The organism is Natrinema zhouii (assembly GCF_013456555.2).
Classification (GTDB): Archaea; Halobacteriota; Halobacteria; order Halobacteriales; family Natrialbaceae; genus Natrinema; species Natrinema zhouii.
Genome location: NZ_CP059154.1, coordinates 3,092,895 through 3,115,292 on the forward strand (window position 1 = coordinate 3,092,895; position 22,398 = coordinate 3,115,292).

A 22,398-nucleotide genomic window follows, 5' to 3' on the forward strand; every position below is an offset into this window, starting at 1 on the left:
CGACTGCAGTCAAGAACATCCCGCCGCTCGTGATTTTCGATGAACTCGAGCGAATACGAGGGCATCGTCCACGGTTTCGAAACCACCCTCCTCAAGCGCCTCGGCTATCGCTGGGCCGATGCCGTCGATATCTATGAGGCTCTCGATCATGGTCAGTCGTCCTCGGTGTCCTCCTTCGACTTGCCACCGTCAGTGAGTGTGACCGCGTTGAGAGCTCGCTTGACCTCGAAGTCCCACATCTTCCCGAGGACCGTGAATGCGATCGCGGTCGTCCCGATGACGATCTCGTAACGCGCCGGGTCGGCGCCGGTGAACATCGGCCCGAGGACGATCGCCGCCCAGACGCCGAACAGGATGATCGTGCCGATCGTCCGTTCGAAGGTCTCGCTATCGGGCATCAGTGTTCTCCCCAGGCAGATGATCTCGATTTTGGCGCGGTCCAGCGGATCGGATTTCTTGGGTTTCGTCGACATGGCATCTATCAGGCCTCGATCGGGTCGGCGATCTCCTCGATGACGTGGTTCAGGTCGAGATCGAACGCCACCATGACGACACCTGTCTCGACGTCCATCATCTCGCCGCGGTAGTGATCGCGCCACTGGTCGGGACGCCACGACGTCGCCTCCTCGTGGGCGGTGATCATAGTACCCTCGTCGGTCTCGAACAGCCGGACGTGGACCTGCCGCGGTCGGAGGAAGTGTGGCGCGCCGTGGAACGGAGCCGGTCCCTCGTAGCGTGCCCAGCTGGCGACCTCCGGTCGACCGAGCCAGTCACAGGCGAAGCTCGCCAGCGGCTGGGGTTCGTAGCCGGCGTCAGCGAGGTCCTCAAGGACAGCTTCCGGTGACCGATCGACGATATCGACCACCTGGTCGGTGCCGATCTTGGTCTCGGCGTAGAGGTCCTCGTCGTGGCGTTGGAACAGTCGGTGCAAGAGCGGGATCGAGTGTCGTCGGAGCGGACCCCAGAAACGGGCCCGATCGTTGAAGAGATGCTCGCCGGCGTAGAGCCGACCGAGTACCAGGAGCGACACGATGGCGACGCCGCCAAGGTAGACGACGTCGTCTGGGGGTGTTTCGATCATGGTTGGTGTATGAAAAACGGGTGCGCCGAGTCGCGTCTGCGAGGCTTTTTGCCAAATCCCGGCGCGGGTCGGGACGGACCGTGGGATCTCTAACAGTCTCGGTGTGCCAACCGCCCCGAAGCGAGTGATAGCGGAAGCGAGTCGTCCCCTTCAGCCCAGTGGGGTAGGGGCAACGCCGGGCCACATCGGGGACATCAGACGGGTTGCATCGCCATGAACTGCTGGAAGTGACGATCACATAGCTGGTCACCTTTGTACGAGCTCGTCGGGTCTCCAGTGCAGTTACCGCGGAAGAAGGTAGGCTCAGTTATTGGATCACAGGACGGCTCTGCAACTTCTACTACGCTTTGTCCAGTCCAAGGTTCCTCATCACTGAGATCGTAGCGAAAATAACCAACGGGAGAAGAACCCCGAGGCCGATGGCATTCGAAACGATGCCAACATATGGAAACTGTGGTATCAATTGGGAAACATCAATAAAGTGACGGACAGTTTGACGCAGTGCAAGATAAAGGAGCACTCCAGTTGCAGTGCCTTCAATCGCAAAGATTACAATATATCTGTTTTTCACATCACTGAATTTCGACAAGAGTCCATAATCTTCACGGCCACATGTCATTAGAGACTGTAAACCACCTAACGAGTCTCAACATGCTGGCCCTCGGTGGTCGGTTGGACCGTCACGGGACGATCACTGCCGATGCGAAGGCCTCGCGGGTTGTCTCGCCCTCGAGGACAGCCTCAAACAGTCGCTCCCGATCGACGCGGACGTCGGTCTTGCCCTCAGCGTGGAGTGTAGCCGCAGCGACGGCCAGGTAGTGGGCCACCGTGAACGGGAAGCGAGTCCGAAGCGTCTCGTTTTCGTGCTTGTGATCAGTCTGGCCGCAGCGACAGACCGCGCCGACCGGGATAGGTTCGGCGGCGTCGATCGAGCGCGGCAGTGGGTTCCGGAAATCGGCGTAGGTTCCGACGTTGTGATCTTCGCCGTCGACGTCGTAGACGTAGACTGGATCGTGGCCGTCCTCGAAGTCGAGATCGGGGACATCGAGATCGTCGTCACCGTCGTCACGGATGTGTGACTTGATGCCGAACTCGCCGTGTTCGGTGACGTGTTCCCAGCCGATCGCCGCATCGGTGATCGACTTCCCTGCGGAGTTGCGCTCCGGGGGCTTCTCGATCTCCTTGAGCTGACGCCCACAGGTCGAGCAGAAGCGATGATCGTGCTCGAGCGTCTCGAAGAAGTCGTCTGCGAGCTTCTCGCGTCGGTGTTCGTCGTGGCATTCCGGCGAGCAGAACGAGCCCTCGACTGCAGGGAGGATGAACTGATCGCCGCACTGTCCGCACTCGATGCTCTGGGGTGGGGTGGTTGTGTGGACAGACATGGCTATGGGGGTCCCGGGCCGCTACCAACGACCCCAGGAGAAACGCGTTGCTATCAGGTATGGAGATAATCAGTCTTAAAGGCGAATCAAATAGTGCTACTTTTCCGATTTCGTGAACGTCTGATGCGTGTCTATGACATTACTATTGATTATCAATGCGATTTCTTTAATTGGAATGGGTACGGAATGAAGCGTCCGATTTGGTAAGTACGTGTGCGAACTGACCGGGTATAGGTGGAAAGCGCACGGAAACCACATCCAGTCTGAACCATCGGTTCAGCCGTCAATTTCAATTGGGTTTGCGAGCGATTCGCTACAATCTCGATCGTCGTCATCAGCATCACGTGTTTCCCAAAAGGGTATGCCGTGGCCATCTGAATCAATCCGATACGCTATCTGGATAGCATACTCGCCCAACTCCTCTTCAGATTCGATTGTTACCCACTTTGAATGGGTGTTTATCCGAAAGTGGACACGGAATGGCCCCGTCTCGTCGGGCCACTCCTGTGGAATCCATCGTTGTTGAGCGCGACTATCTTCTTCACGGCTATCAATAGTGTAGGAATCAGAGAGTATTTCTTCATCCTCGTACTCAACACGCAGGTGAACGGTATGCGATTTGGTGTCTAAATTAATTAGTTCGATACAGTTGAGACGAGGATGCCTGTTGGAAAAAGCTGAGGCGGTACATCCAGAAAATGTACCAGCGAGTAGAGGGAACGTAGCTCGGAGGGTAGCGCGACGGGATGGCATATAGTTACATCCTCAACATATTTGTATAAGCTTTCTGTGTGAGGGATTGGAATAGGCGATACTTGTACGCTCTATATTTAGCGAGCCAATCTTGACGATATCTGGAGAGGTCGAGACATGTTTCGATAATTGTACTACCTGTACTTACCGCGAATTTCACGTGGTAATCTAAATAAAAAAACCGTGCTACTATCTACTGCTATCGCACATCTCGCGTGAAAAGTAGACCGTGCAACGCTGGTCCGACGGGTGGTTGTAGCTGCTGATTAGATCCGCGTTCTCGAGCGTCGCGGTAGCGTCGCGAACGGTCCGCGGTGTTAGTGCCGTTGCGTCGGCGAGTTCGGTTTGCGTATGCGGGCCGTCAGCCTCGAGCGTCTTGTAGACGAGACGGACGGCGGGCGTTTCGTCAGCGACTGCTTTTGGGAGTTGTTCAGGCATCGTTTTTGGAGATTTGCTCAGTCCGTTCGATGTGTCGGATGGGATCAGCAAGCGGAGTGCGTGCTTGAACGACCGCGGCCGTTCCTCACCGGGATCGTCATCGACGGTACGGGCGCGGTCAAACATCGTCCGGTAGGCTCCGCGGACCTCTTCGTCGACGTCGTCAGTCATGTAGCACCACCGGCGAAGTCTGCCAGCGTCGGCTCGGATTCCCACTCGGCGCCGTCGACGGCGGGGACCTCGCTCGCTGGAACTGTCCAGCAGCGGTGATCCCGCATCGCGGTCGCCGGCGAGTTCAGGACGCCCTCCTCGGGTGTCTCGTTCAGGACACGTGGCTCTCTCGACTCGAGCGTCGGGATCGCCATGATGTTCCCTGTCTCGTGGCGGACGTAGAACACGTCAGCGTCGCCGGTGTCGTCGTGAGCGTAGTCGATCGCGACCGCGGTCTCCTTAGTGACGTCCTCGAGGGATGGATGCGCCTCTGACCAGGTTTTCAGCCACTGGTTCTGCTCGCCGATCCGTAGCCCTTCGAGCGGGCAGTAGACCGGGACCGGGAACTCCTCCTCGAGGAACTCCTCCAGCGGGTCGACGTAGGCGGTGCCGGCGAGCAGCACGATCTCGAAGTTTGGCTTGAAGTCATCGGCGAGCTCGTCCCACGCCATCTCGTTTCCGGAAGGGACACCCTCGTAGCTGTTCGTCCGATACCAGAGGTTCTGCTTGACGTCGTTGACCCACGCCTCAAGGTCGTCCCCATTGAGATCTCGGACCGAGGTATCGTACGGTTCGAGTCGGTGGACCGGATCGACGAGGCCGTGCTTGGCGGAGAGGATCAGCCAGTTGTCGCAGTAGAGCTCTGCCCATCGTCGTTTTAGCTGGAAGTGCGTTGACGTGTAGAGATCCTTTGCTGCAGACTCCGCATCGGCTTTCTTGCTCCCGCAGCTGACGATCGCGAACGTCTGGATGCGACGGTTCGTCTCCGGGTCCCGATCGAGATTCATCTTCACGCTTTCTCACCTCGGACTGCACCGCGGACTGTTCGCGAATCGACCTTCGAGCAGTCGAAACAGAGCGTGTTGTGAGGGTGATCGTGTCCTCGATCGACCGCGTAGAGTTCTCGATCGACGTCCTCGAGGTCAAACGTTCGTCCGCAGTACGTGAAGCCGATGAGACTCTCGACGCAGTAGCCGTTATGTCCGTTGTCGAGGTTGACCACGTAGCCGGTCGTCACAAGTGATCACCCCCTTCACTTCGCGTAGAGTTCTCAGACTGTGAGACTGAACGATTAGTCCCCAGATCAACTGACCGCAGAGCGTTATATTCAGCAACTATTATGCAAGCAATAGCTATTACCAATGTGTCGAGGTACGCTTTACCGGCCCCAATCAACAGAAGTTTCGCTTTCACCCCACACCCAGGGGCCGGAAACGTGTTGGATGACCAGCTATCCCTTAAATTGGGATGCTGGCACGTTTCCCAATCGTGGTGGTTGCTCGGGCTGCAGAAGTCACTCATTATTCTCACTCCGGAGTCGGAGCTGCTGGACGCGGTCGTTCGCCAGTCCGATTGGTTCCTCTCGCGGATCGTCGACTCTCGAGAGGTTCGATTCAATCTTCTCGCGGAGTTTCCACCGGTCGTTGATCCCGATCCACGTACGACCCTCGTCGTCCGTGGTCTGGAACAGGTCCCCATTCCCTTGAGCGGCTGCGAACGCTCGATGGATCTCCTCGAGGTTGTAGCCGGCTCGATTGAGTGTGCCGACCACTGACGGTTTGCTCGCGAGCGGTGGTTGCCGGTGTCCGCTGTTGAAGTCGACGGCGCGGATGGCTCGCTCGTAGACCTCCTTCGAACGCTTGCGGCGTTCTGCTTCGGTCTGGGGGGTTGATGCTCGGGCCATCTACGTCACCCGCACCTCCTTGTTCGTTTTCGGCTCGTAGGCGTCGCCTTTCTTCTTCAGCTTCTCGATCTCGTGTTGTGCCTTCTCCTGCGAGATCCCCTCGTCCTTGAGCTTCTCGAAGATGTCCTCGTAGGGGACGCCGCCAGCTTTGCCGGCCTGCATCTCCCGAATGACTGCCTGGACGGTCTTGATCCGCTCTCGCTGGGGCTGCGAGGTGTTCGCTTCGACGATGTCAGCGTCGAACTCGCCGTCTTCGTTCATCCCGTAGTCCTGGAGGGACTCGCCGACCAGCCGCTTCGCACGTTGGATGTCTTCCTCTTCGATCCACTGCGAGAGACGGGTTCGAGCGCTGGCTTCGGCTAGCCGATGCATGTCCTGGAGCTTCCGCAGCGTGATCGGGACTGGGGCGTCATCGTCGTAGCCGTTGACGCCTCGCATCCGGACGTACGCATCCCGGAGCTTGTTTCGATCTTCCTCGGTCCGGAAGCGTGGATCGGGAAGTTGTCGCACGTAGGCGATGTACTTCCGGAGGAGGTCGTGGTCGATCACGCGATCGTCGTCATCGGCGCCGGTATCCTCGCCGGCGCGTTTCGCTTTCGCCGTCTCTTTCGTCTCGAGAACGTGGTCGGCCTTCTCTCGGTCCGTCTTTTCGTCCGGGATGTCCTGCAGTTTGAAGATGAGCGCGAACCGCGAGAGGAGCGTCTCACCCAGGTCGATCTGCTCGCTGTCAGCGACGTAGTTGTCCCAGCGGTCGTGTTTCGGGTTGCCGCCGGCGAACACCGACGTCTCGGCAGGGAGCGTCGTGTTGATCCCGGCCTTGTTGACGTCGACTTTCATGTCCGCCATCGCACCGTGCATCGAGTCCTGGACATCGTCGCGAACCTTGTCGATCTCGTCGATCGAGGCGAGACCGTTGTTCGCCTGGACGAGGGCGCCGGCGTCGAGCGTCCACTCGCCGTCCGCCCAGTCGTCCTGCTTCGCCGTCGCCGTCATCCCGGCCTCGGTCGCGCCCTTGCCGTTCGCGAAGACCGACCGCGGAGCGATCAGCTTGGCCTCCCGGAGGAGTGTCGACTTCCCCGTCGAGGCGTCACCGATCAGCAGCATGTGGAAGACTCCTCGGACCTCGCGGCCGTTGTCGAACTCGACGGTCGCACCACCGATGAGCATCAGGAAGAGCCCCTCCTTGATGAGGTCGTACTTCTCGCCAGTAAGGTCGGGAGCGATGCTATCGAGGACGGCCTCGAACAGCGGCCCGTACTCGCCGTTCGCGATCGCCTCGATCTGCCGTTTGTCTTCCGCGGTGATCTCGAGATCTTCGAAGTCCGTATCGGAGATCTCGATGTGATGGCCCTCGAGGTAGGGCTTGAACCGGTTGCTCTTCTTGTTGTTCGAACCGTCCTGCTTGAGTTGGAGGCGTCCGGTGACGTCGATGCGATCGCCGGGCTCGGCCTGATCGGTGAGGTCGTCCTCGAGGGCGACGTCGATCTTCGTCCCTTCGCCACCAGCGGCTACTTCCGGCGGCTCGGCTAGCCGGAGCATCTGGGCGTCGACGAACTCCGACTGGTCGAAGTTGATGTGGAACGGCCCCTGCCGCTCACAGCCCGAGCACTCGTGTGGCTCCTGGAAGTCGTCGCTTGGTCCAGACTGAGGCACCCGATTGAGCGTTCCACACAGCTGGCACTCAAAGGCTGCTTCCTCGAGCTTCGGGTCGACGTCGGTCGCCTTCTCGACCTGGCCCTCGACCGTGAGGTACGGCGACTTGTCGTGGCGCTCCGTCGGTGAGAACCACCCTGGGTAGAACGAGTCGGTCTCGTTCAGATTCTTCACGCGGACGTGTGCCTGCCCGAGCGAGACGTCGATCGGGAGGTCGTACAGCCGCAGCGCCTCTTCGGCGTAGCGCTGGAGCTGGTCCGGCTGGACGAGGTAGTCGTCCGCGAGATCGGGATCGTACCGGTAGAGATCACCCCAGCCAACCTCGAGGGACCGCTGCTCGTTGGGGTAGTGCTGGGCGAGCGTCCGGATCTCGTCGTCGTAGTAGTTCCGGAAGAACTTCTGGAAGTCATCCATGAGCTCTGAACCGCCGTCTTGAGCCGTCACAGCGACCACCTCCGGGATCGGACGGCTGTTGTGGAGGTGTGTAGACTACACAACACCGAACGAGAGGTGTTGCGCTGTTCGAATGCGAGCGATGCGAGCGATGTGCGAGCGTACCTATGACTAATCGACATTTGCTTTCTTGAATTACTTCAGGGGATTTTCTCCCAATTCAACCGTCCTTGTACTCAGAACGGTCCTGGAGGGGGTACCCCCCTGATGAGGTGTTGTGTAACCGCAACACCCCTGCAACAGGTGTTCACCCGGACAACACCCCCTCGTGAATCCGGACGCCGGCGACCGTCTCTGGGAGATCGGTCGGCGACTTCACGATCAACCGCGTGTTCTTCAAACTCGATCGGGATTCCTTCTGGACGCGGCAGAGATCACGATTGTCGACCAGCTGCTCAGCCTTCTCCATCACGGCGTAGGTGTTTGTCCGGTGGATCTTCTCCTCGGCTGCCTCAAGGACGTCCTGAATCCGACTGCCATCGTACTCCTGGCGGCCTGCCGCGCTCGTCACCTTCGTCGCATGTTTGAGCACGAGGGCGGCCTGTCGATCTCGCTTCGCGGCGCTGTTGCGAGCGACCGTCTGGTAGAGCTCGGCGCCGCGATTCATCTTCTCCGTCTGATCGCGAAGATCGCAGACGCGCTGGCGGAGTTGCTCGTTCTCTTCCTCCAGGGCGTCGACGCGATCGATAGCTCGTTCGGCGGCCTCGACTGGACCGCACTCGCACGGGTCGACGTCGTCGCCGGCGAGCCCGTAGATCATCTTCCGGAAAGCCATCTGGTTGGCACCGTCCTCGTCGAGCGCTTCGTCAGCGCGACGGGCTTCGGCGTACTCGTCGCTCATGCGCGATCACCGTCCGGATCGTAGCGGATTTCACCGACGCCGGCGATCTCGAAGTCTGGTCCAGCGACCAGACCCTGGATGCGCTTTTTCAGCGTGTCGTCGGACCGGATATCGGTATGTCGCCGGTACAAGCGGCGGAGTTGTGAGACGGTGACGAATTCCCCTGCCACGAGGTGTTCGATCACGGCGCTATCTCGATCGTCGTAGTCGTAATCGTCGTCGACAGACTCGCCGTCGTCCCCCTCGAGTTCGGCAACACGTTCCTCGAGATCCTGAACCTTCGACAGCGCTCGCTGGGCGACCTCGAGGGCATCTTCTGGGCGAACATCCGCGGCCTCAGACATGGCGGATCACCGGGTAGCCGCCTGTACAGCCATTACAGACGATCCGCTTCCCGTACTTCGGGTGATCGATGATGACGTCAGCGTCATTCGTACAGCTGAGCGCCCCGCAGGTTGTGCCGTCCCCATCGTCAGTCTGGGCACTCATGCCCCGATACCCCCTATCTGACCGCCAGATTGATGCGTCGGCCGGAAAATGTCGGAGTGACTACTTCCTATGCACCGGTTTGCCGGTTTCTCTGGCAGACTCGGGATCCAAGAAGTAACTTCTATACCCTCGCGGTCTAACGCACCACATGAGCGTATGAGTCAGTCTTACAATCGCGGTCTCGTCGAGGACTTCGGTCGCTGGAAGGAGTTCTCGGCCGGCATGTGGGCGTGGATCTTCCACAAGTTCACTGGGTGGGTGCTAATCGGCTACCTGTTCACCCACATCGCCGTGCTGAGTACCTCCATCGGTGGCGCACAGGGCGAAACGACAATGGTCGACGGAGAAGCGGTCAACGTGTACACTGCGACGCTGCAGGGTCTCGAAGGGCTGTTTCTCGTCCGGCTGCTCGAGGTCGGTCTGCTCGCAGTGGCGGTCTTCCACATCCTGAACGGCATCCGCCTGCTGATGGTCGATCTCGGCGTCGGACTCGAGGCACAGGACAAGAGTTTCTACGCCTCGCTGGTGTTGACGGGTGCGATCACCGTCGCCAGCGTCCCCACGTTCCTCGCGGGGGTGTCGCTCTGATGGCGGAACGATACTCTTCCTTTACGCCCGGCGGAACCGGCTGGTTCCTCCAGCGGATCACGGCGGCGTTTCTCGTCGTCGTTCTCGCCTTCCACTTCTTCCTCTTGCACTTCGTCAACCACGCGTACGAGGTAACCTTCATGGGCACCGAAGCCCGAATGCAGAACATCGGTTACTTCCTCACGATGGTGCTGTTCCTGATCACCGCCGCGTTCCACGGCGTCAACGGCGTCTACAACGCGCTGGTCAATCAGGGCCTCAAGGGGACGCAGAAGAAGGTCGTGCTGGCGGTGCTGGTAATCGCCGGCACCGCGCTCGTCGCACAGGGAATCTACGTCGCACTCACAATGAGAGGCATGATCTAATATGAGCACGCAACAGGCCGAACCCGAGAGCCAGGAAGCACCGGAAGACCCGGAGATGAAAGGCGCGGAGTCGCCCCAGGAGCGGCGACTCGATGACAAAGACGACGGAATGGTCGACGAACATTCCGAAAAGAAGGCCGAACTCGAGGGGGAGACGGTCCTCATCAAGGTGTTCCGCTACGACCCCGAAGTCGAGGGGAAACAGGAACCCCGATTCGACGACTTCCACGTCCCCTTCGAGAAGGGGATGACCGTCCTCGACGCAGTCATGTACGCCCGCGACGAGTACGATTCGTCGCTGACGTTCCGACACTCCTGTCGGCAGGCCGTCTGTGGCTCCGACGCGTTCTTCGTCAACGGACGGCAGCGACTCGGCTGCAAGACCCAGATCTCCGACCTCGACCAGCCGGTTCGTATCGAGCCGCTACCCCACCAGGAGGTCGTCAAGGATCTGGTCGTCGACATGGACCACTTCTACGACCAGATGCACACGGTTGAGCCGTACTTCCAGGACGGGGATACGCCCGCGGTCGACGACCTCGAAGAGCAGCGCCAGAGCCCGGAAAACCGCGAGAAGATCAAGATGTCCTCGCGGTGTATCTGGTGTGGCGCGTGCATGTCCTCGTGTAACATCGCGGCCGGCGACAACGAGTATCTGGGCCCCGCGGCGATCAACAAGGCCTACAAGTTCGCGATGGACGACCGCGAAGACGAGCAGATCAAAGAGCACCGACTCCGCATTCTCGAGCAGGAACACGGCGTCTGGCGGTGCCAGACCCAGTTCTCCTGTACCGAGGTGTGTCCGAAGGACATTCCGCTCACCGAGCACATTCAGGAGCTCAAGCGGGAAGCAGTCAAGAAGAACCTGAAGTTCTGGTAACTATGTACGAACACGACGTCATCGTGGTTGGCGCCGGCGGCGCCGGCCTCCGAGCCGCGGTCGCAGCGCACGAAGCAGGAGCCGACGTGGCGATGGTTTCGAAGCTCCACCCCGTCCGTAGCCACACCGGCGCGGCAGAGGGTGGCATTAACGCGGCGCTCCAGGAGGGCGACGACTGGGAGCTTCACGCCTACGACACGATGAAGGGGTCGGACTACCTCGGCGACGCGCCCGCGGTCGAGACCCTCGCTCAGGACGCCCCCGAAGAGACGATTAACCTAGAGCACTGGGGGATGCCGTTCTCCCGCGAAGAGGACGGTCGGGTCTCCCAGCGGCCGTTCGGCGGACTCTCGTATCCGCGAACGACCTACGCCGGCGCGGAGACCGGCCACCACCTGCTGCACACGATGTACGAGCAGGTCGTCAAACGGGGCATTCAGGTCTACGACGAGTGGTACGTGATGAACCTCGCGACGACCGACGAGCCGGACCCGAACGACCGCGAGTGTCACGGCGTCGTCGGCTACGACGTCCAGTCCGGCAAGATTGAAGGCTTCAAAGCGAATCAGGGCGTCGTCCTCGCGACCGGCGGCCCCGGACAGGCCTTCGATCACACCACCAACGCCGTCTCCTGTACCGGCGACGGCCACGCGATGGCGTACCGTGCTGGCGCACCGCTCGAGGACATGGAGTTCATCCAGTTCCACCCGACTTCGCTGCCCTCAACCGGCGTGCTGATCTCCGAGGGTGTCCGCGGCGAAGGTGGCATCCTCTACAACAACGAGGGCGAACGGTTCATGTTCGAGCACGGCTACGCGAACAACTCCGGCGAACTCGCCTCGCGGGACGTCGTCGCGCGTGCCGAACTGACCGAAGTCAACGAAGGCCGCGGCGTCGAGGACGAGTACGTCCATCTCGACATGCGCCACCTCGGCGAGGAGCGCATCATGGACCGCCTCGAGAACATTCTGCACCTCGCAGAGGACTTCGAGGGCGTCGACGGCCTCGTCGAGCCGATGCCGGTCAAGCCCGGCCAGCACTACGCGATGGGCGGCATCGAGGTCGACGAGAACGGCCAGACCTGCGTGAGCGGTCTCTACGCTGCCGGCGAGTGTGCCTGCGTCTCCGTCCACGGCGGCAACCGACTGGGCGGGAACGCCCTGCCGGAACTGATCGTCTTCGGCAAGCGCGCCGGCCGCCACGCCGCCGGCGACGACCTCGGCGAGCCCCAGATCCGGACCGGGTACGGCGACGACGTCGAGGACGAAACCGACGCCGACCTGCCGGTCCAGCCCGGTGAGGCGGGACTGGACACCACTGGTGGCGTCGCAGCGGACGGCGGGATCACCGCCGACGCCGAGGGCGTCCTTGAGCGGACCGTCGAGACGGCCCGCGAACGTGTCGACCGCCTGATGAACAAGGACGACGGCGTTCAGCACGCCGAGATCCGCGCGAAGCTCCAGAAGGCCATGACGGACAACGTCAACGTCTTCCGGACCGAGGAAGGTGTCAAGAAGGCGCTGAAGGCCATCCGCGAGTGCCGTCAGGAGTATCAGGACGTCTACGTCGACGACCCCTCGCGGACGTTCAACACGGACCTCCAGCAGACGATCGAGACGCGGAACCTGATCGACGTCGCCGAGTCGATCGCGCTCGGCGCGCTCGTTCGAAACGAGTTCCGCGGTGCCCACTGGCGCCAGGAGAACCAGATCCGCGACGACGAGAACTGGCTCAAACACACGCTCATCTCGTGGGACGAGGGTGAACCCTCGATCTTCTATCGCCCGGTCATCCTCGAGGGCGAGAACAAGACCTACGAGCCGAAGGAACGTAGCTACTGAGCCCTCGTCCACAACGGGTTTCGATCGGCGGATGGCGGGCGTTTACACTCTTATTCACGGGCAGAAGGCTTTATATACACATATTCTGAAGAATAAATATGAACGAGGATCGGATCGAGACTCGACTAAACGTCACCATCGGGCTTCTGCTTATTATTATTGGCTACCTGTTTTTGGGTTCTCTTCTGCCCGAATTTGTACTCAGTATCGTTCAGAACGTCCTGTCGCCGTTCGCCGTTGTAATTCTCGTGCCCGCTAGTATTCTGCTCCTAGTTTGGGGACTCGCGAAGATTTCAGTGGCACTCGAATCGTCCTGATCGCCGAACGGTATGCACTCGTCCGCGCGACTACAGTCCCAGCGTCTCGAGAAGGTCGATGCCAACGTCGACGTGTTCGATGACTTTGTATCCGAGATAAATCCCGATGATGCCCATGATTCCGGGAAGCTCCGGTGGGGCCGGGATCGGTATATTGAGAAACCGAAACAGTGCACCGGTCAACAACCCGGTCAGGAGCGCGAGGAAAGTGAGTTGCGTCGACATCGTTCCTATTAGTCGCGAGTGCGTCCACAAAAGCGGTCCGTCTGAATGTATCGGATGCGACGTTCCTGCGACCGGTTGTCACAGCTGACCGATTACGACGATTACCTATACCCAAGAGTAGTCGATCGAGCGGCTGAGCCGCGATCACAGCGGATTTCGAGGATCCATATTCCGCATATCAACGAGGTGTAACGGTAGTCGAGTCGCCGTGTTTTCGACAATTGTTGTAGAGAGAGTTTATTATCGTCGAAATACAGTAGTGGATATATGAGCCAGTCAGCGACGACCCCGAACGTCTCGATTCCGACCGATCTCGATTCCGCTCGAGCGAAGCTCGTCTACCTGTATCTCGCCTCGAGCGGCGGCGCGACCGCCGAAGACCTCTGTGACGACCTCGCGGTCACGAAAGGGACGGTCCTCTCGATCACCGGAACGCTTCGGGATCGCGGGTATCTCGAGCGAGCGGACGGACGATTCGAACTCGCCTGAAACAAGGAACCGAGCAAGTTGAGTGGCCGGGAGCGAGTTCCGAGCGTTGCGAGGAACTCGCGACCCGGGGGAGGGTAGGCTATTTCCTGTTACTCACCGCGAGCGCCGAAGGCGCGAGCGGGCCGACGACTGATGTGGAGAGCGCGAAGCGCTCGGAACGGAAGGAGGAGTGCTTTTAATCGAATTTTTACCGAGTGCGGTCGCGAAGCGACCGCACGTGGTTCGAGAGGCGCAAAGCGCCTCTCGTCATCACGGAAGACGCGAAGCGTCTTCCGAACGACAGCGTAAAACTTCGTTTTATAGCTCGATTCGCTCGACCAACTGCTCGTGGTTCTCGTTCGTGTTGAGCGCGACGATCCGGATCTGATCCTCGAGACCGGAGTCCTCGAGTTTGGCCTTCAGCAGGTTGTCGACCTGGTAGACGCCGGCGGCGTTGGTCATCTCGATTTCGACCATAACGGGCGTGGTATCGCCGGACTGGAGCGAGACGCGCTTGATTGCCTGGCTCGAGAGGGTGTTAATTCCCCGGCCGCCGTACTCGTAGGGGATCCGGGAGCGACCGCTCTCCATGTCGAGGGCGTCGGCGACGCGGATAACACCTGCTTCGGTGGTCAGCGGCGTTTCCGCGGTGTGGTGACAGAGGATCGCGTGGAGGATCTCGCCTTTCATCCGGACGGTGTCGCCGACGCCGTAGAACTCGGGGAGGACGCGGTCGAGGATGTCCGCCGCCAGCGGAATCGAGTAGTAGGCGTGACTGTCGCGGTGGACGACGTGGCCGACGTCGTGGATCGTCGCCGCGAGCGCGATGATAACCGATTCGTCCTCCTCGGCCAGTCCCTGCTGGCGCGCGCCGTTGAAGTCGACGTCGCCTGCCTTGAGCAGGTCGTACAGACACAGCGCCCGGTTGCGGACGATCTCGATGTGTTTCGAGCCGTGATCGTTGTACTGCATCCGGTCGACTGCGTTGACGTTCTGGGCCTCGAGGTAGGCGGTGATCTCTTCGTCGCTATCGATGAACTCGAGAACGGTGTTCAGTTTCTCGTCGGGAAAGTTGTGATCGTTGTCGGGAAAGTAGACGCGGCGGGAATCCTCGTCGGCGGGAGAATCGCTCATAGCTGTACGTCGGTTGCGGGCTAAAAAAGCCCTGCGACAGTTGCGGATCGAACGGTTCTCGAGGCGGGTTCTCGATGCGGCGTTAGGACAGGTTCTCGACGGCGGCTTCGACCTCGTCGTAGTCGGGTTCGACGCCGGGGTCGTCGCTGACCCATGAGTAGGCGATTTCGCCGTCGGCGTCGACGACGAACACCGAGCGCTTGGCGACGCCGTAGACGCCCAGATCGGCGAAGTCCATCGGGATTTCGTAGTCGTCGATGATCTCCTTGTTGTAGTCGCTGATGAGGCCGAACTCGAGGCCGTTCTGCTCGCGGAACTCGTTGAGCGTGAACGGCGAGTCGCGGCTGACGCCGTAGACGGTGGCGTCGAGATTGTTGAACGCGGCCAGGCGGTCCTGGAACGTACACATCTCGGTTGTACAGACACCGGTGAACGCGCCGGGGAAGAACGCGAGGACGATCGGTGCTTCGTCCTCGAGGCGCTCGGAGAGCGTGAACTCCTCGATGTCGCCGTTTGCGAGCGGTGCGGTGAAGTCGGGTGCGGTATCGCCGGTGGTTACCATCGCTCGACACTAGTGTGCAAGCGGGAAAGACAGTTTCGTTCGCGGAACGGTCTGAGAGCAGATGGCGCGTGAACTCGGGCGGTGTCCGCCTCCAGCCATTGTGAAAAAATATCATTCCCGACGGATCTCGTCCTCAGACGGACTGTCGCGGTGTCTTGTTTACCTAAGTGGTCCAAAAAGGTTATAATTGCCAGCGGGTAAGCCACGCATAGAGATGGTAGCCGAAATTGCACCGCTGTTCATCCCCGGCGGCATGGGGCCTCCGGAACTCGCAATCATCCTCATCATCGCAGTCTTGCTCTTCGGAGCGAACAAGATTCCGAAGCTGGCACGGTCGACCGGTGAGGCGATGGGAGAGTTCCAGAAGGGCCGCGAGAAAGTTGAAACGGAACTCGAAGAAATGCGTGACGGGAGCGGGAACGTCAACGAGAACGACCTCGAGGAAGACGAAGAGTTCGTTGACACGGAGCCTGTGACCTCCGAAGAGGAGACGGCTACCGACGCTGAAACCGAAACGGAAACCAACTAACGTTCTTTTCACGCCGGGGCGTGTGGCCTAGCGGAGAGGGCAGGAGGTTCCTAACCTTCTGATCGCGGGTTCGAATCCCGTCACGCCCGTCCTGCAACGAACGGATATGAGGAGCGGACGGACCCGGAGTTCGAACCAGGGAGGTCGTGCGCAGCGAAGCAAGCACGTCCGACCGTGGTTCGAATCCCGCCACGCCTGTTTATAACCGGACTTGAGGCCCAGTCAACGAACACAGGAAAATGATCACGACCGAACGACGATGGTCGCTCGAGCGGCTGACGACAGTTGCAGTCTCGCCCCGTTCTAACCCGTCGGTCGCGTGCGGTGCTCCTAGACTATCGTGCCATGTGAACGACAGACATGCGGAGTGGCGTACCCGAACTGTAACGGGGAACCGACTACCGCGAGCAGGGCGTCAGTGCACCGTCCGTTGCTCTCGGTTCTGATCGCTGGATTCGGGTCAGCGGCTCGAGGTCGCGCTGCTTCTGTCCGTCGTTCCCGGCCCGCTCGAGGCAGCCATATCTCCGTCGCGGTCGCGTGCTATCGGGCCGTCCAGCCGCCGTCGGCCGCGAGCACGGAGCCGGTCATGTAACTCGCGGCCTCGCTCGCGAGAAAGACGACCGGGCCGGCGATTTCGTCGGGTTCGGCGAACCGATCCAGCGGCGTGCGATCGATGATCGACTGGCGCAACCGATCGTTTTCCTCGAGCGCCGCGGTGAGTTCCGTCGAGACGTAGCCGGGCGCGACGGCGTTGACCCTCACCTCGGGAGCCCAGTCCAGTGACATGCTCTTCGTGAGTCCGACGAGTCCGTGTTTCGAGGCGACGTAGGGATGCTGGCGCGGCAGCCCGACCAGTCCACCCACGCTCGCGACGTTGATCACGGAGCCGCCATCGCTCTCGAGGAGGTGGTCCGCTGCCGTTCGCGTGACCTCGTAGGCACCGTTCAGGTTGACGTCCATGACGCGGTCGAGATCCGCGGTGTCGACGTCCTCCGGCCGGCCGAGGGCGTCGTCGGGATTGAAGCCGGCGTTGTTGACCACGATGTCGACGCCGCCGAACGCCTCCACGGTTCGCTCGATGACGTCGCTGACATCGTTCGGGTCGGTGACGTTTGCGGGGACGGCAAGCGCATCGCCGCCCGTCTCTTCGATTTCCGCGGCGACGGCCTCGATCTCGTCCGTCGACCGCGCGCTCGGAACGACCGCTGCTCCCGCATCCGCCAGTTCGGTCGCAATGGCGCGTCCGATACCGCGTCCGCCGCCCGTTACCACTGCAACTCGGCCGTCGAGATCGAATAACTCGCTCATCGGTTCTCCGTTTCGCTGTCGCCCACGTCAAGCTTTTCGCGTAGGCCCTGCTTGTCGAATTTTCCGGTCGCCGTCTTGGGGATCCGCTCAACGACGCGGATCTCGTCGGGGAGCCACCAGTCGGGCTGCTCGAGCGTTTCCTGGAGGTGGCCGTGTAACTCGTCCTCGGCGAGGTCGGCGTCTTCGGCGGTGACGACGGTCGCAAGCGGGCGTTCCTGCCACTTCTCGTGGGGGACGCCGATCACCGCGGACTCAATCACGTCGGGGTTCGCCATCAGCGCGTTCTCGAGTGCGATCGAGGAAATCCACTCGCCGCCGCTCTTGATGACGTCTTTCGCGCGGTCGACGATCTCGATGTAGCCGTCCTCGTCGACGGAAATGATATCGCCCGTTTTCAGCCACCCGTCCTCGAAGTCCTCCTCGTCGGCCCGCGGGCGGTTGTAGTACTCCGTGATGACCGTCGGCCCGCGGATCCACAGTTCGCCGGCCGACTCACCGTCCCACGGGACTTCCTCGCCCGCGTCGTCAACGACGCGCATCTCAAGGCCGGGGGAGAGCAGGCCCTGTTTGCGGCGTTTCTCGTACTTCCGGCTCGGGTCCCAGTCGGCCATGCGGGACTTCGGCCGGGAGACCGAACCGATGCTCATCGTCTCGGTCATTCCCCAGGCGTGTTCGACGGTGACATCGAATTCCTCGTCGTAGCGGCGTATCATCTCCTCGGGCGCGGCGCTGCCTCCGACGACGATCCGCTCGAGAGAGGAGAGGTCGCCGCCGTGTTCATCGACATGTTTGAGGAGATTTATCCAGACCGTGGGAACGCCGGCGGTCATGGTGACGCCCTCGCGCTCGATTAACTCGAGCAGGTCCGCCGCGCTCGGTGACGGACCGGGGTAGACCTGCGCCGCACCGGCCATCGTCGCGGCGTAGGGGAACTCCCAGGAGTTGACGTGGAACATCGGCACGACGGGCATGACGACGTCGCGCTCGCTGATGTCGAGTCCGGCCGGCGTCATCACCATCATCGCGTGGGCATAGATCATCTTGTGTGTGTACTCGACGCCCTTCGGCCGGCCGGTCGTGCCGGAGGTGTAGCACATCCCCGCGGGGTAGTCCTCCTCGAGGTCGGGCATCTCGTCCTCCGGAATCGGGTCGTACTCAGCGATGAGGTCCTCGTAGGCAACGGCGTTGACCTCGGTGTCGGGCACCGTCTCGTCCATCACGACGACCTGCTCGACGGGGAGCTCCGCCCAGAGCCGCTCAATCGTCTCGAACGGCTCTCCCGGATCGACAAACAGGATATCGTCGGCCGCATCGTCGACGATGTAGACGATGTCCTCGTCTCCAAGTTGGGCGTTAATCGTGTGTAACTGCGCGCCCGAGAGGGGTGCGGCGTAGTACGTCTCGAGGTGTCGGTGGTGGTTCCAGCCGAACGTCCCGATTCGATCCCCGTGGCCGAAGCCACGGTCGGCGAGCGCCGCGAGCAGCGATCGGACGCGCTCGCCGAACTCGCCGTAGGAACTCTCGACGATGCCGTCGTGCGTTCGAGAGACCAGTCGGGTCTCCGTGAAGAGGTGGGTCGGCCGCCAGAAGAACGGCCGGATCGTCAGGTCGGTCATCTCAGGCCACCTCCTCCGGAGAGACGGCAAGATACTTCTCGAGCAAGTCGTCTCGCTCGCGGATATCCTCGATGGAGCCCTCGAAGACGATCGAGCCGGTGTCGATAACGTAGCCCCGGGTCGCGAGGTCGAACGCGAAGTTGACATTCTGCTCGGAGAGCAAGACGGTCACGTTTTGGTCGACGACATCCTGAAGCATCTCTCGGAGGTCGTCGACGATGACCGGAGCGAGTCCCTCGGTCGGTTCGTCAAGTAGCAGCGTCGACGGCCGCTGGATCAGTGCGCGGGCGACCGAAAGCATCTGCTGTTCGCCGCCGCTCAGGTTCTGACCGTTGTTCGACCGGAGATCGTCGAGGACCGGGAACAGATCGTACATCTCCTCGACGGGTCGAGGGTCGTCCGCGAGTTTGTGTGCGAGGACGATATTCTCGTGGACGGTCAGCGTCGGGAATACTCGACGGTCCTCGGGAACCAGATTGAGCCCGAGTTCGTTGATCTCGTCCGGTGATTTCCCCACGAGTTCCTCGCCGCGATACCTGATACTGCCGCGTTGGGGCGGGGTGACGCCCATGATCGATCGCATGGTCGTCGTCTTCCCGGCCCCGTTACGCCCGAGCAGTGCAACGACTTCTCCCTCCGCGAGGTCCAGCGAGACGTCGTGGAGGATGTGACTGTTTCCGTAATAGGTGTCGATGTCGTCGATTTCGAGAACGGTCATACGGTCTCACTTCCGAGGTAGGCTTCGGTCACTCGTTCGTCGCTCAGTACGTCCTGTGGGTCACCGTCGGCCAGCACTGCGCCCTCGGCGAGGACAACGATCCGATCGGAGATATCGGTGACGACGTCCATGTCGTGTTCGGTGACGATGAACGTCGCGTCGATGTCTCGATTCAGTTCCTGAATGAGCGAGACGATTTCCTCCGTTTCGGTCGGGTTCATCCCCGCGGTCGGCTCGTCCAACAGGAACACCGTTGGCTCGATCGCAAGCGCCAGCGCGATCTCGACGTTGCGTTTCTCGCCGTGGCTCAGCGTGTCACACTGAACTTCGGCGAGTTCCGTCAGATTGGTGAGTTCCATCAGCTCGTCGATCTCCTGATTGAGTTCCTCGTCGGCGTCCGGACGCGACCGCATGTCGAACGTGCGACCCTCGTGGGTGATGCGTGCGACCTGCAGGTTCTCACGGACTGTCAGACCCTCGAAAATATTTGTAATCTGGTAGGAACGGGAGAGTCCACTCCGTGCGACTTCGTGGGGCTCCGCGTCGGTAATCTCGCTCATTTCGCCGTCCTTGCGGAGCCAGATTTCCCCACTAGTCGGCTGCAAGACGCCGGTCAACAGGTTGTAGAACGTCGTCTTCCCGGCTCCGTTGGGGCCGATGATGCTGGTGACCTCCTCGTCGTCGAACGCGAGGCTGACATCGTCGGTAGCGATCAGGTCCCCGAACTGCTTGCGGAGGTCCTCGGTGCGGAGGACGGTGGTCATCGATCTATACCTCCGTCGTCGGACCGGCCGCTATCCCGGGACATCGCGTTACCGAGTTTCTGACTGATCGATTTGCGGACGAATGCCGTCGCAGCGCTCGCGCCACCCGTATCGTGGGCCGCCTTCACGTCTTGCAGCCACATGCGAAGCATTGCCAGTCCGCCAGCTGCCCCCTGCTTGAAATAGAGGACGACGACGATGAGCATGATCCCGAAGAACAACTCCCAGTAGGCCTCGAGCGCCGGGAACCGACTGATCCCCCAGCGAACATAGTGGTAGAGGAACGCACCGACGATCGGGCCGCCGAAGTAGCCGGCACCGCCGATGACGGTCGCGACAACGGGCGTTGCGCTCATCGACCAGTGGGCTTCGTTGGGCGTCGCAACGCTCGAGAAGCCAGCGATCAACACGCCGGCGATCGCGACGAACAGCGCCGAGACGATGAAAGTCATCCATCGGTGGACGGAGACGTTGACCCCCAGCGCCGCGGCCCGATCGGGGCTCTCACGGAGCGCCTTACAGACCGTTCCGAACGGCGAGTTAACGATCCGCCAAATGCCGTAGATCGAGAGCGTGACGACCGCCGCCGTGAGGTAGTAGTACGTCCGGCGGCCGCTCAATCTGAACTCCGTCCCGCCGAGTTCGACCATCCCGAGCAACACGAAGACCCCGTCGGAGCCGTTGGTGAGTCCGTAGGGATCCTGGAGGAGCAGCGAGTAAAACAGCATCCCGAAGGCGAGGGTGATCAGTGCGAAGTAGATCTCCTCGAGGCGGACGCTGAGGTAGCCAACGGGGATAGCGATCACGAGGGCCAGCGATACGCCGACGACTCCGCCGACGACGAACGTGGCTAGCGGCGCGACGCCAGTACCGACGACATCGGCTATCGCCGTCTGGTAATCTCGCATCACGATCGCGAGCCCGTAGGCACCGGCCCCAAAGAACATCGCGTGACCGAACGAGAGTAACCCGGTGTAACCGTACAGCAGATTGAACGCGACGGCGAACAGCGCGATAATCAGGAACTCGGTGAAGAGGTAGACCTGGAACGGCGGCCCGAAGGAGACGAGTACGAGGCCGAGCAGGCCGAGCAGCACGAACCGTTCGGTCGTCCAGCCGTTGCTGACTGCCTGGCGACCGAACGTACCGATCCGACCGACGAGGCCGTCCGATTGCGTACTCATTCACCGATCCCTCCGAACAGTCCTTCCGGTTTGATCAGTAACACGATAACCATGGCGAGGAACGGCACTGCGATACTGCCGGCATCGAAGAATTGGGGAACGATGCTCTGCATCATCCCCACGAACATCGCACCGACGAACGCGCCCGACAGCGAACCAAGGCCACCGATGACAACGATGATAAACGCGTCAATGATGACCGCCTCGCCCAGACTGGGACCGATCGACTGCATCGGGGCCGCGAGGGCACCGCCGAGTCCCGCGAGGAGGCTCCCTGTGAAGAAGACCGCGGTATACAGCCGCGGCACGTCGACGCCGAGCATCGACGCCATCTCGCGGTCCGAAGAGGTTCCTCGCACCAGCGAGCCGAAGTACGTCCGTTTGATGAACAGCCAGAGGCCGACCATCACCGCAGCCGCCGCCACGATGACGAACAACCGATAGGCGGTGAACTGACTGCCACCGATCGACACGGAGAAGTCGAGGAGGCCCGGGGCGTCCGTCGAGTACGGTTGCGATCCCCAGACGAACCGAACAACCTCGTGAGTAATGAGGACGAACCCGAACGTAACGATCAACTGGTCGAGGTCGCTCTCGGCGCGTTCGTACAACGGCCGGATCGTTACCACCTCGATGGCCGCGCCAACGACCCCGACCGCAATCGCGCCGACGACGAGCGCCAGCCAGAAGTTGCCGATCACGTTCGTTGAGAAGCTCAGGGCGAAGTACGCGCCGAGCATATAGAGCGCACCGTGTGCAAAGTTGAGCACGCCGAGCACGCCGAAGATCAGGCTCAATCCAACGGCGATCAGGAACAGTCGACTCCCGAGGCTCAACCCGATAACGATATCCCCTAACCCGACGCCCCCCAGGCCGAGGAGCGGAAATATGTTTACTGGGTCCATTATAAATGAT

At 61.0% G+C, this 22,398-nt stretch carries 28 protein-coding genes and 1 tRNA gene; 8 read left to right on the forward strand and 21 right to left on the reverse strand.

Going from position 1 to position 22,398, the window contains the following annotated elements; genetic code table 11:
- Positions 1–9 precede the first annotated feature (9 nt).
- From HYG81_RS34115 to HYG81_RS34170, 12 genes are all read right to left on the reverse strand, one after another.
- Positions 10–150: a helix-hairpin-helix domain-containing protein gene (locus HYG81_RS34115; RefSeq protein WP_180840615.1), complete on the reverse strand. Its 141-nt coding sequence runs from the start codon at positions 148–150 to the stop codon at positions 10–12.
- A 2-nt stretch (positions 151–152) separates the two neighbouring features.
- Complete coding sequence (locus HYG81_RS34120; RefSeq protein WP_180840616.1) at positions 153–473, reverse strand: hypothetical protein; 321 nt, start codon at positions 471–473, stop codon at positions 153–155.
- 8 nt (positions 474–481) lie between these two features.
- Positions 482–1,081 carry a hypothetical protein gene (locus HYG81_RS34125; protein ID WP_180840617.1) on the reverse strand — a complete coding sequence of 200 codons (600 nt, stop codon included), beginning with the start codon at positions 1,079–1,081 and terminating at the stop codon, positions 482–484.
- Positions 1,082–1,761: 680 nt separating this feature from the next.
- A complete protein-coding gene (locus HYG81_RS34130; protein ID WP_180840618.1) occupies positions 1,762–2,463 on the reverse strand; it encodes a hypothetical protein in 702 nt (233 codons plus the stop codon).
- Between the two features lie 942 nt (positions 2,464–3,405).
- Entirely contained in the window at positions 3,406–3,825 is a 420-nt protein-coding gene (locus HYG81_RS34135) for a MarR family winged helix-turn-helix transcriptional regulator (protein ID WP_219628700.1), read from the reverse strand.
- Complete coding sequence (locus tag HYG81_RS34140) at positions 3,822–4,652, reverse strand: DUF6884 domain-containing protein (RefSeq protein ID WP_180840619.1); 831 nt, start codon at positions 4,650–4,652, stop codon at positions 3,822–3,824. Before HYG81_RS34140 ends, HYG81_RS34135 begins: the two co-directional genes overlap by 4 nt.
- Positions 4,653–4,654: 2 nt before the next feature.
- Positions 4,655–4,882 carry a hypothetical protein gene (locus HYG81_RS34145; protein ID WP_180840620.1) on the reverse strand — a complete coding sequence of 76 codons (228 nt, stop codon included), beginning with the start codon at positions 4,880–4,882 and terminating at the stop codon, positions 4,655–4,657.
- Positions 4,883–5,158: 276 nt separating this feature from the next.
- Complete coding sequence (locus tag HYG81_RS34150; protein WP_180840621.1) at positions 5,159–5,548, reverse strand: hypothetical protein; 390 nt, start codon at positions 5,546–5,548, stop codon at positions 5,159–5,161.
- On the reverse strand, positions 5,549–7,615 hold the full coding sequence (locus HYG81_RS34155) for a minichromosome maintenance protein MCM (protein WP_180843045.1): 2,067 nt from the start codon (positions 7,613–7,615) through the stop codon (positions 5,549–5,551).
- A gap of 286 nt (positions 7,616–7,901) precedes the next feature.
- Positions 7,902–8,495 carry a hypothetical protein gene (locus HYG81_RS34160; protein WP_180840622.1) on the reverse strand — a complete coding sequence of 198 codons (594 nt, stop codon included), beginning with the start codon at positions 8,493–8,495 and terminating at the stop codon, positions 7,902–7,904.
- Positions 8,492–8,839, reverse strand: a complete 348-nt coding sequence (locus HYG81_RS34165; protein ID WP_180840623.1) for a hypothetical protein — start codon at positions 8,837–8,839, stop codon at positions 8,492–8,494. Before HYG81_RS34165 ends, HYG81_RS34160 begins: the two co-directional genes overlap by 4 nt.
- On the reverse strand, positions 8,832–8,984 hold the full coding sequence (locus HYG81_RS34170) for a hypothetical protein (protein WP_180840624.1): 153 nt from the start codon (positions 8,982–8,984) through the stop codon (positions 8,832–8,834). Before HYG81_RS34170 ends, HYG81_RS34165 begins: the two co-directional genes overlap by 8 nt.
- 156 nt (positions 8,985–9,140) lie before the next feature.
- Between HYG81_RS34170 and sdhC the strand changes: the two genes are divergently transcribed.
- From sdhC to HYG81_RS34195, 5 genes are all read left to right on the forward strand, one after another.
- Positions 9,141–9,572, forward strand: coding sequence for a succinate dehydrogenase, cytochrome b556 subunit (gene sdhC / locus HYG81_RS34175; protein ID WP_180840625.1), 432 nt, complete (start codon positions 9,141–9,143; stop codon positions 9,570–9,572).
- Positions 9,572–9,937: a succinate dehydrogenase/fumarate reductase transmembrane subunit gene (locus HYG81_RS34180; RefSeq protein WP_180840626.1), complete on the forward strand. Its 366-nt coding sequence runs from the start codon at positions 9,572–9,574 to the stop codon at positions 9,935–9,937. Before sdhC ends, HYG81_RS34180 begins: the two co-directional genes overlap by 1 nt.
- Before the next feature lies 1 nt (position 9,938).
- Positions 9,939–10,817, forward strand: a complete 879-nt coding sequence (locus HYG81_RS34185) for a succinate dehydrogenase/fumarate reductase iron-sulfur subunit (RefSeq protein WP_180840627.1) — start codon at positions 9,939–9,941, stop codon at positions 10,815–10,817.
- Between the two features lie 2 nt (positions 10,818–10,819).
- Positions 10,820–12,658, forward strand: coding sequence for an FAD-binding protein (locus tag HYG81_RS34190; protein WP_180840628.1), 1,839 nt, complete (start codon positions 10,820–10,822; stop codon positions 12,656–12,658).
- Between the two features lie 98 nt (positions 12,659–12,756).
- Complete coding sequence (locus HYG81_RS34195) at positions 12,757–12,975, forward strand: hypothetical protein (RefSeq protein ID WP_180840629.1); 219 nt, start codon at positions 12,757–12,759, stop codon at positions 12,973–12,975.
- A 30-nt stretch (positions 12,976–13,005) separates the two neighbouring features.
- On the opposite strand, the gene HYG81_RS34200 is transcribed toward HYG81_RS34195, so the two are convergent.
- Positions 13,006–13,200, reverse strand: coding sequence for a XapX domain-containing protein (locus HYG81_RS34200; protein ID WP_180840630.1), 195 nt, complete (start codon positions 13,198–13,200; stop codon positions 13,006–13,008).
- A 267-nt stretch (positions 13,201–13,467) separates the two neighbouring features.
- Here HYG81_RS34200 and HYG81_RS34205 point away from each other — a divergent pair, with 267 nt between their 5' ends.
- Positions 13,468–13,689 carry a helix-turn-helix domain-containing protein gene (locus tag HYG81_RS34205; RefSeq protein ID WP_180840631.1) on the forward strand — a complete coding sequence of 74 codons (222 nt, stop codon included), beginning with the start codon at positions 13,468–13,470 and terminating at the stop codon, positions 13,687–13,689.
- A 297-nt stretch (positions 13,690–13,986) separates the two neighbouring features.
- On the opposite strand, the gene HYG81_RS34210 is transcribed toward HYG81_RS34205, so the two are convergent.
- Both HYG81_RS34210 and HYG81_RS34215 read right to left on the reverse strand, forming a co-directional pair.
- The gene (locus tag HYG81_RS34210) at positions 13,987–14,802 is read right to left on the reverse strand and encodes an HD domain-containing protein (protein WP_180840632.1); all 816 of its coding nucleotides are present in this window, start codon (positions 14,800–14,802) and stop codon (positions 13,987–13,989) included.
- Positions 14,803–14,884: 82 nt separating this feature from the next.
- A complete protein-coding gene (locus HYG81_RS34215; protein ID WP_180840633.1) occupies positions 14,885–15,364 on the reverse strand; it encodes a redoxin domain-containing protein in 480 nt (159 codons plus the stop codon).
- 214 nt (positions 15,365–15,578) lie between these two features.
- On the opposite strand from HYG81_RS34215, the gene HYG81_RS34220 reads away from it, so the two are divergent.
- Both HYG81_RS34220 and HYG81_RS34225 read left to right on the forward strand, forming a co-directional pair.
- Positions 15,579–15,893: a twin-arginine translocase TatA/TatE family subunit gene (locus tag HYG81_RS34220; protein WP_180840634.1), complete on the forward strand. Its 315-nt coding sequence runs from the start codon at positions 15,579–15,581 to the stop codon at positions 15,891–15,893.
- Positions 15,894–15,909: 16 nt separating this feature from the next.
- Positions 15,910–15,982, forward strand: a tRNA-Arg gene (locus HYG81_RS34225).
- Between the two features lie 451 nt (positions 15,983–16,433).
- Here the strand turns inward: HYG81_RS34225 and HYG81_RS34230 are convergent.
- From HYG81_RS34230 to HYG81_RS34255, 6 genes are read right to left on the reverse strand one after another with little or no spacing between them, the layout of a single operon-like run.
- Positions 16,434–17,201, reverse strand: coding sequence for an SDR family NAD(P)-dependent oxidoreductase (locus HYG81_RS34230; protein ID WP_180840635.1), 768 nt, complete (start codon positions 17,199–17,201; stop codon positions 16,434–16,436).
- Positions 17,198–18,817 (reverse strand): long-chain fatty acid--CoA ligase, encoded by a 1,620-nt coding sequence (locus HYG81_RS34235; protein WP_180840636.1) that lies wholly within the window; start codon positions 18,815–18,817, stop codon positions 17,198–17,200. The genes HYG81_RS34230 and HYG81_RS34235 overlap by 4 nt, the downstream gene beginning before the upstream one ends.
- A 1-nt stretch (position 18,818) precedes the next feature.
- On the reverse strand, positions 18,819–19,535 hold the full coding sequence (locus HYG81_RS34240; RefSeq protein ID WP_180840637.1) for an ABC transporter ATP-binding protein: 717 nt from the start codon (positions 19,533–19,535) through the stop codon (positions 18,819–18,821).
- Complete coding sequence (locus HYG81_RS34245) at positions 19,532–20,299, reverse strand: ABC transporter ATP-binding protein (protein ID WP_180840638.1); 768 nt, start codon at positions 20,297–20,299, stop codon at positions 19,532–19,534. The genes HYG81_RS34240 and HYG81_RS34245 overlap by 4 nt, the downstream gene beginning before the upstream one ends.
- Positions 20,296–21,483 carry a branched-chain amino acid ABC transporter permease gene (locus tag HYG81_RS34250; protein ID WP_180840639.1) on the reverse strand — a complete coding sequence of 396 codons (1,188 nt, stop codon included), beginning with the start codon at positions 21,481–21,483 and terminating at the stop codon, positions 20,296–20,298. Before HYG81_RS34250 ends, HYG81_RS34245 begins: the two co-directional genes overlap by 4 nt.
- Positions 21,480–22,388 (reverse strand): branched-chain amino acid ABC transporter permease, encoded by a 909-nt coding sequence (locus HYG81_RS34255; RefSeq protein ID WP_180840640.1) that lies wholly within the window; start codon positions 22,386–22,388, stop codon positions 21,480–21,482. The genes HYG81_RS34250 and HYG81_RS34255 overlap by 4 nt, the downstream gene beginning before the upstream one ends.
- Positions 22,389–22,398 lie beyond the last annotated feature (10 nt).

Coding starts and splice junctions, on each gene's coding strand:
- HYG81_RS34170 (WP_180840624.1), bottom strand. CDS start 8,984: ATGAGTGCCCAGACTGACGATGGGGACGGCACAACCTGCGGGGCGCTC.
- HYG81_RS34130 (WP_180840618.1), bottom strand. CDS start 2,463: ATGTCTGTCCACACAACCACCCCACCCCAGAGCATCGAGTGCGGACAG.
- HYG81_RS34220 (WP_180840634.1), top strand. CDS start 15,579: ATGGTAGCCGAAATTGCACCGCTGTTCATCCCCGGCGGCATGGGGCCT.
- HYG81_RS34215 (WP_180840633.1), bottom strand. CDS start 15,364: ATGGTAACCACCGGCGATACCGCACCCGACTTCACCGCACCGCTCGCA.
- HYG81_RS34185 (WP_180840627.1), top strand. CDS start 9,939: ATGAGCACGCAACAGGCCGAACCCGAGAGCCAGGAAGCACCGGAAGAC.
- HYG81_RS34160 (WP_180840622.1), bottom strand. CDS start 8,495: ATGAGCGACGAGTACGCCGAAGCCCGTCGCGCTGACGAAGCGCTCGAC.
- HYG81_RS34120 (WP_180840616.1), bottom strand. CDS start 473: ATGTCGACGAAACCCAAGAAATCCGATCCGCTGGACCGCGCCAAAATC.
- HYG81_RS34155 (WP_180843045.1), bottom strand. CDS start 7,615: ATGGATGACTTCCAGAAGTTCTTCCGGAACTACTACGACGACGAGATC.
- HYG81_RS34240 (WP_180840637.1), bottom strand. CDS start 19,535: ATGACCGTTCTCGAAATCGACGACATCGACACCTATTACGGAAACAGT.
- HYG81_RS34190 (WP_180840628.1), top strand. CDS start 10,820: ATGTACGAACACGACGTCATCGTGGTTGGCGCCGGCGGCGCCGGCCTC.
- HYG81_RS34255 (WP_180840640.1), bottom strand. CDS start 22,388: ATGGACCCAGTAAACATATTTCCGCTCCTCGGCCTGGGGGGCGTCGGG.
- HYG81_RS34210 (WP_180840632.1), bottom strand. CDS start 14,802: ATGAGCGATTCTCCCGCCGACGAGGATTCCCGCCGCGTCTACTTTCCC.
- HYG81_RS34200 (WP_180840630.1), bottom strand. CDS start 13,200: ATGTCGACGCAACTCACTTTCCTCGCGCTCCTGACCGGGTTGTTGACC.
- HYG81_RS34165 (WP_180840623.1), bottom strand. CDS start 8,839: ATGTCTGAGGCCGCGGATGTTCGCCCAGAAGATGCCCTCGAGGTCGCC.
- HYG81_RS34250 (WP_180840639.1), bottom strand. CDS start 21,483: ATGAGTACGCAATCGGACGGCCTCGTCGGTCGGATCGGTACGTTCGGT.
- HYG81_RS34125 (WP_180840617.1), bottom strand. CDS start 1,081: ATGATCGAAACACCCCCAGACGACGTCGTCTACCTTGGCGGCGTCGCC.
- HYG81_RS34205 (WP_180840631.1), top strand. CDS start 13,468: ATGAGCCAGTCAGCGACGACCCCGAACGTCTCGATTCCGACCGATCTC.
- HYG81_RS34115 (WP_180840615.1), bottom strand. CDS start 150: ATGATCGAGAGCCTCATAGATATCGACGGCATCGGCCCAGCGATAGCC.
- HYG81_RS34230 (WP_180840635.1), bottom strand. CDS start 17,201: ATGAGCGAGTTATTCGATCTCGACGGCCGAGTTGCAGTGGTAACGGGC.
- HYG81_RS34180 (WP_180840626.1), top strand. CDS start 9,572: ATGGCGGAACGATACTCTTCCTTTACGCCCGGCGGAACCGGCTGGTTC.
- HYG81_RS34140 (WP_180840619.1), bottom strand. CDS start 4,652: ATGAATCTCGATCGGGACCCGGAGACGAACCGTCGCATCCAGACGTTC.
- HYG81_RS34195 (WP_180840629.1), top strand. CDS start 12,757: ATGAACGAGGATCGGATCGAGACTCGACTAAACGTCACCATCGGGCTT.
- sdhC (WP_180840625.1), top strand. CDS start 9,141: ATGAGTCAGTCTTACAATCGCGGTCTCGTCGAGGACTTCGGTCGCTGG.
- HYG81_RS34235 (WP_180840636.1), bottom strand. CDS start 18,817: ATGACCGACCTGACGATCCGGCCGTTCTTCTGGCGGCCGACCCACCTC.
- HYG81_RS34150 (WP_180840621.1), bottom strand. CDS start 5,548: ATGGCCCGAGCATCAACCCCCCAGACCGAAGCAGAACGCCGCAAGCGT.
- HYG81_RS34135 (WP_219628700.1), bottom strand. CDS start 3,825: ATGACTGACGACGTCGACGAAGAGGTCCGCGGAGCCTACCGGACGATG.
- HYG81_RS34245 (WP_180840638.1), bottom strand. CDS start 20,299: ATGACCACCGTCCTCCGCACCGAGGACCTCCGCAAGCAGTTCGGGGAC.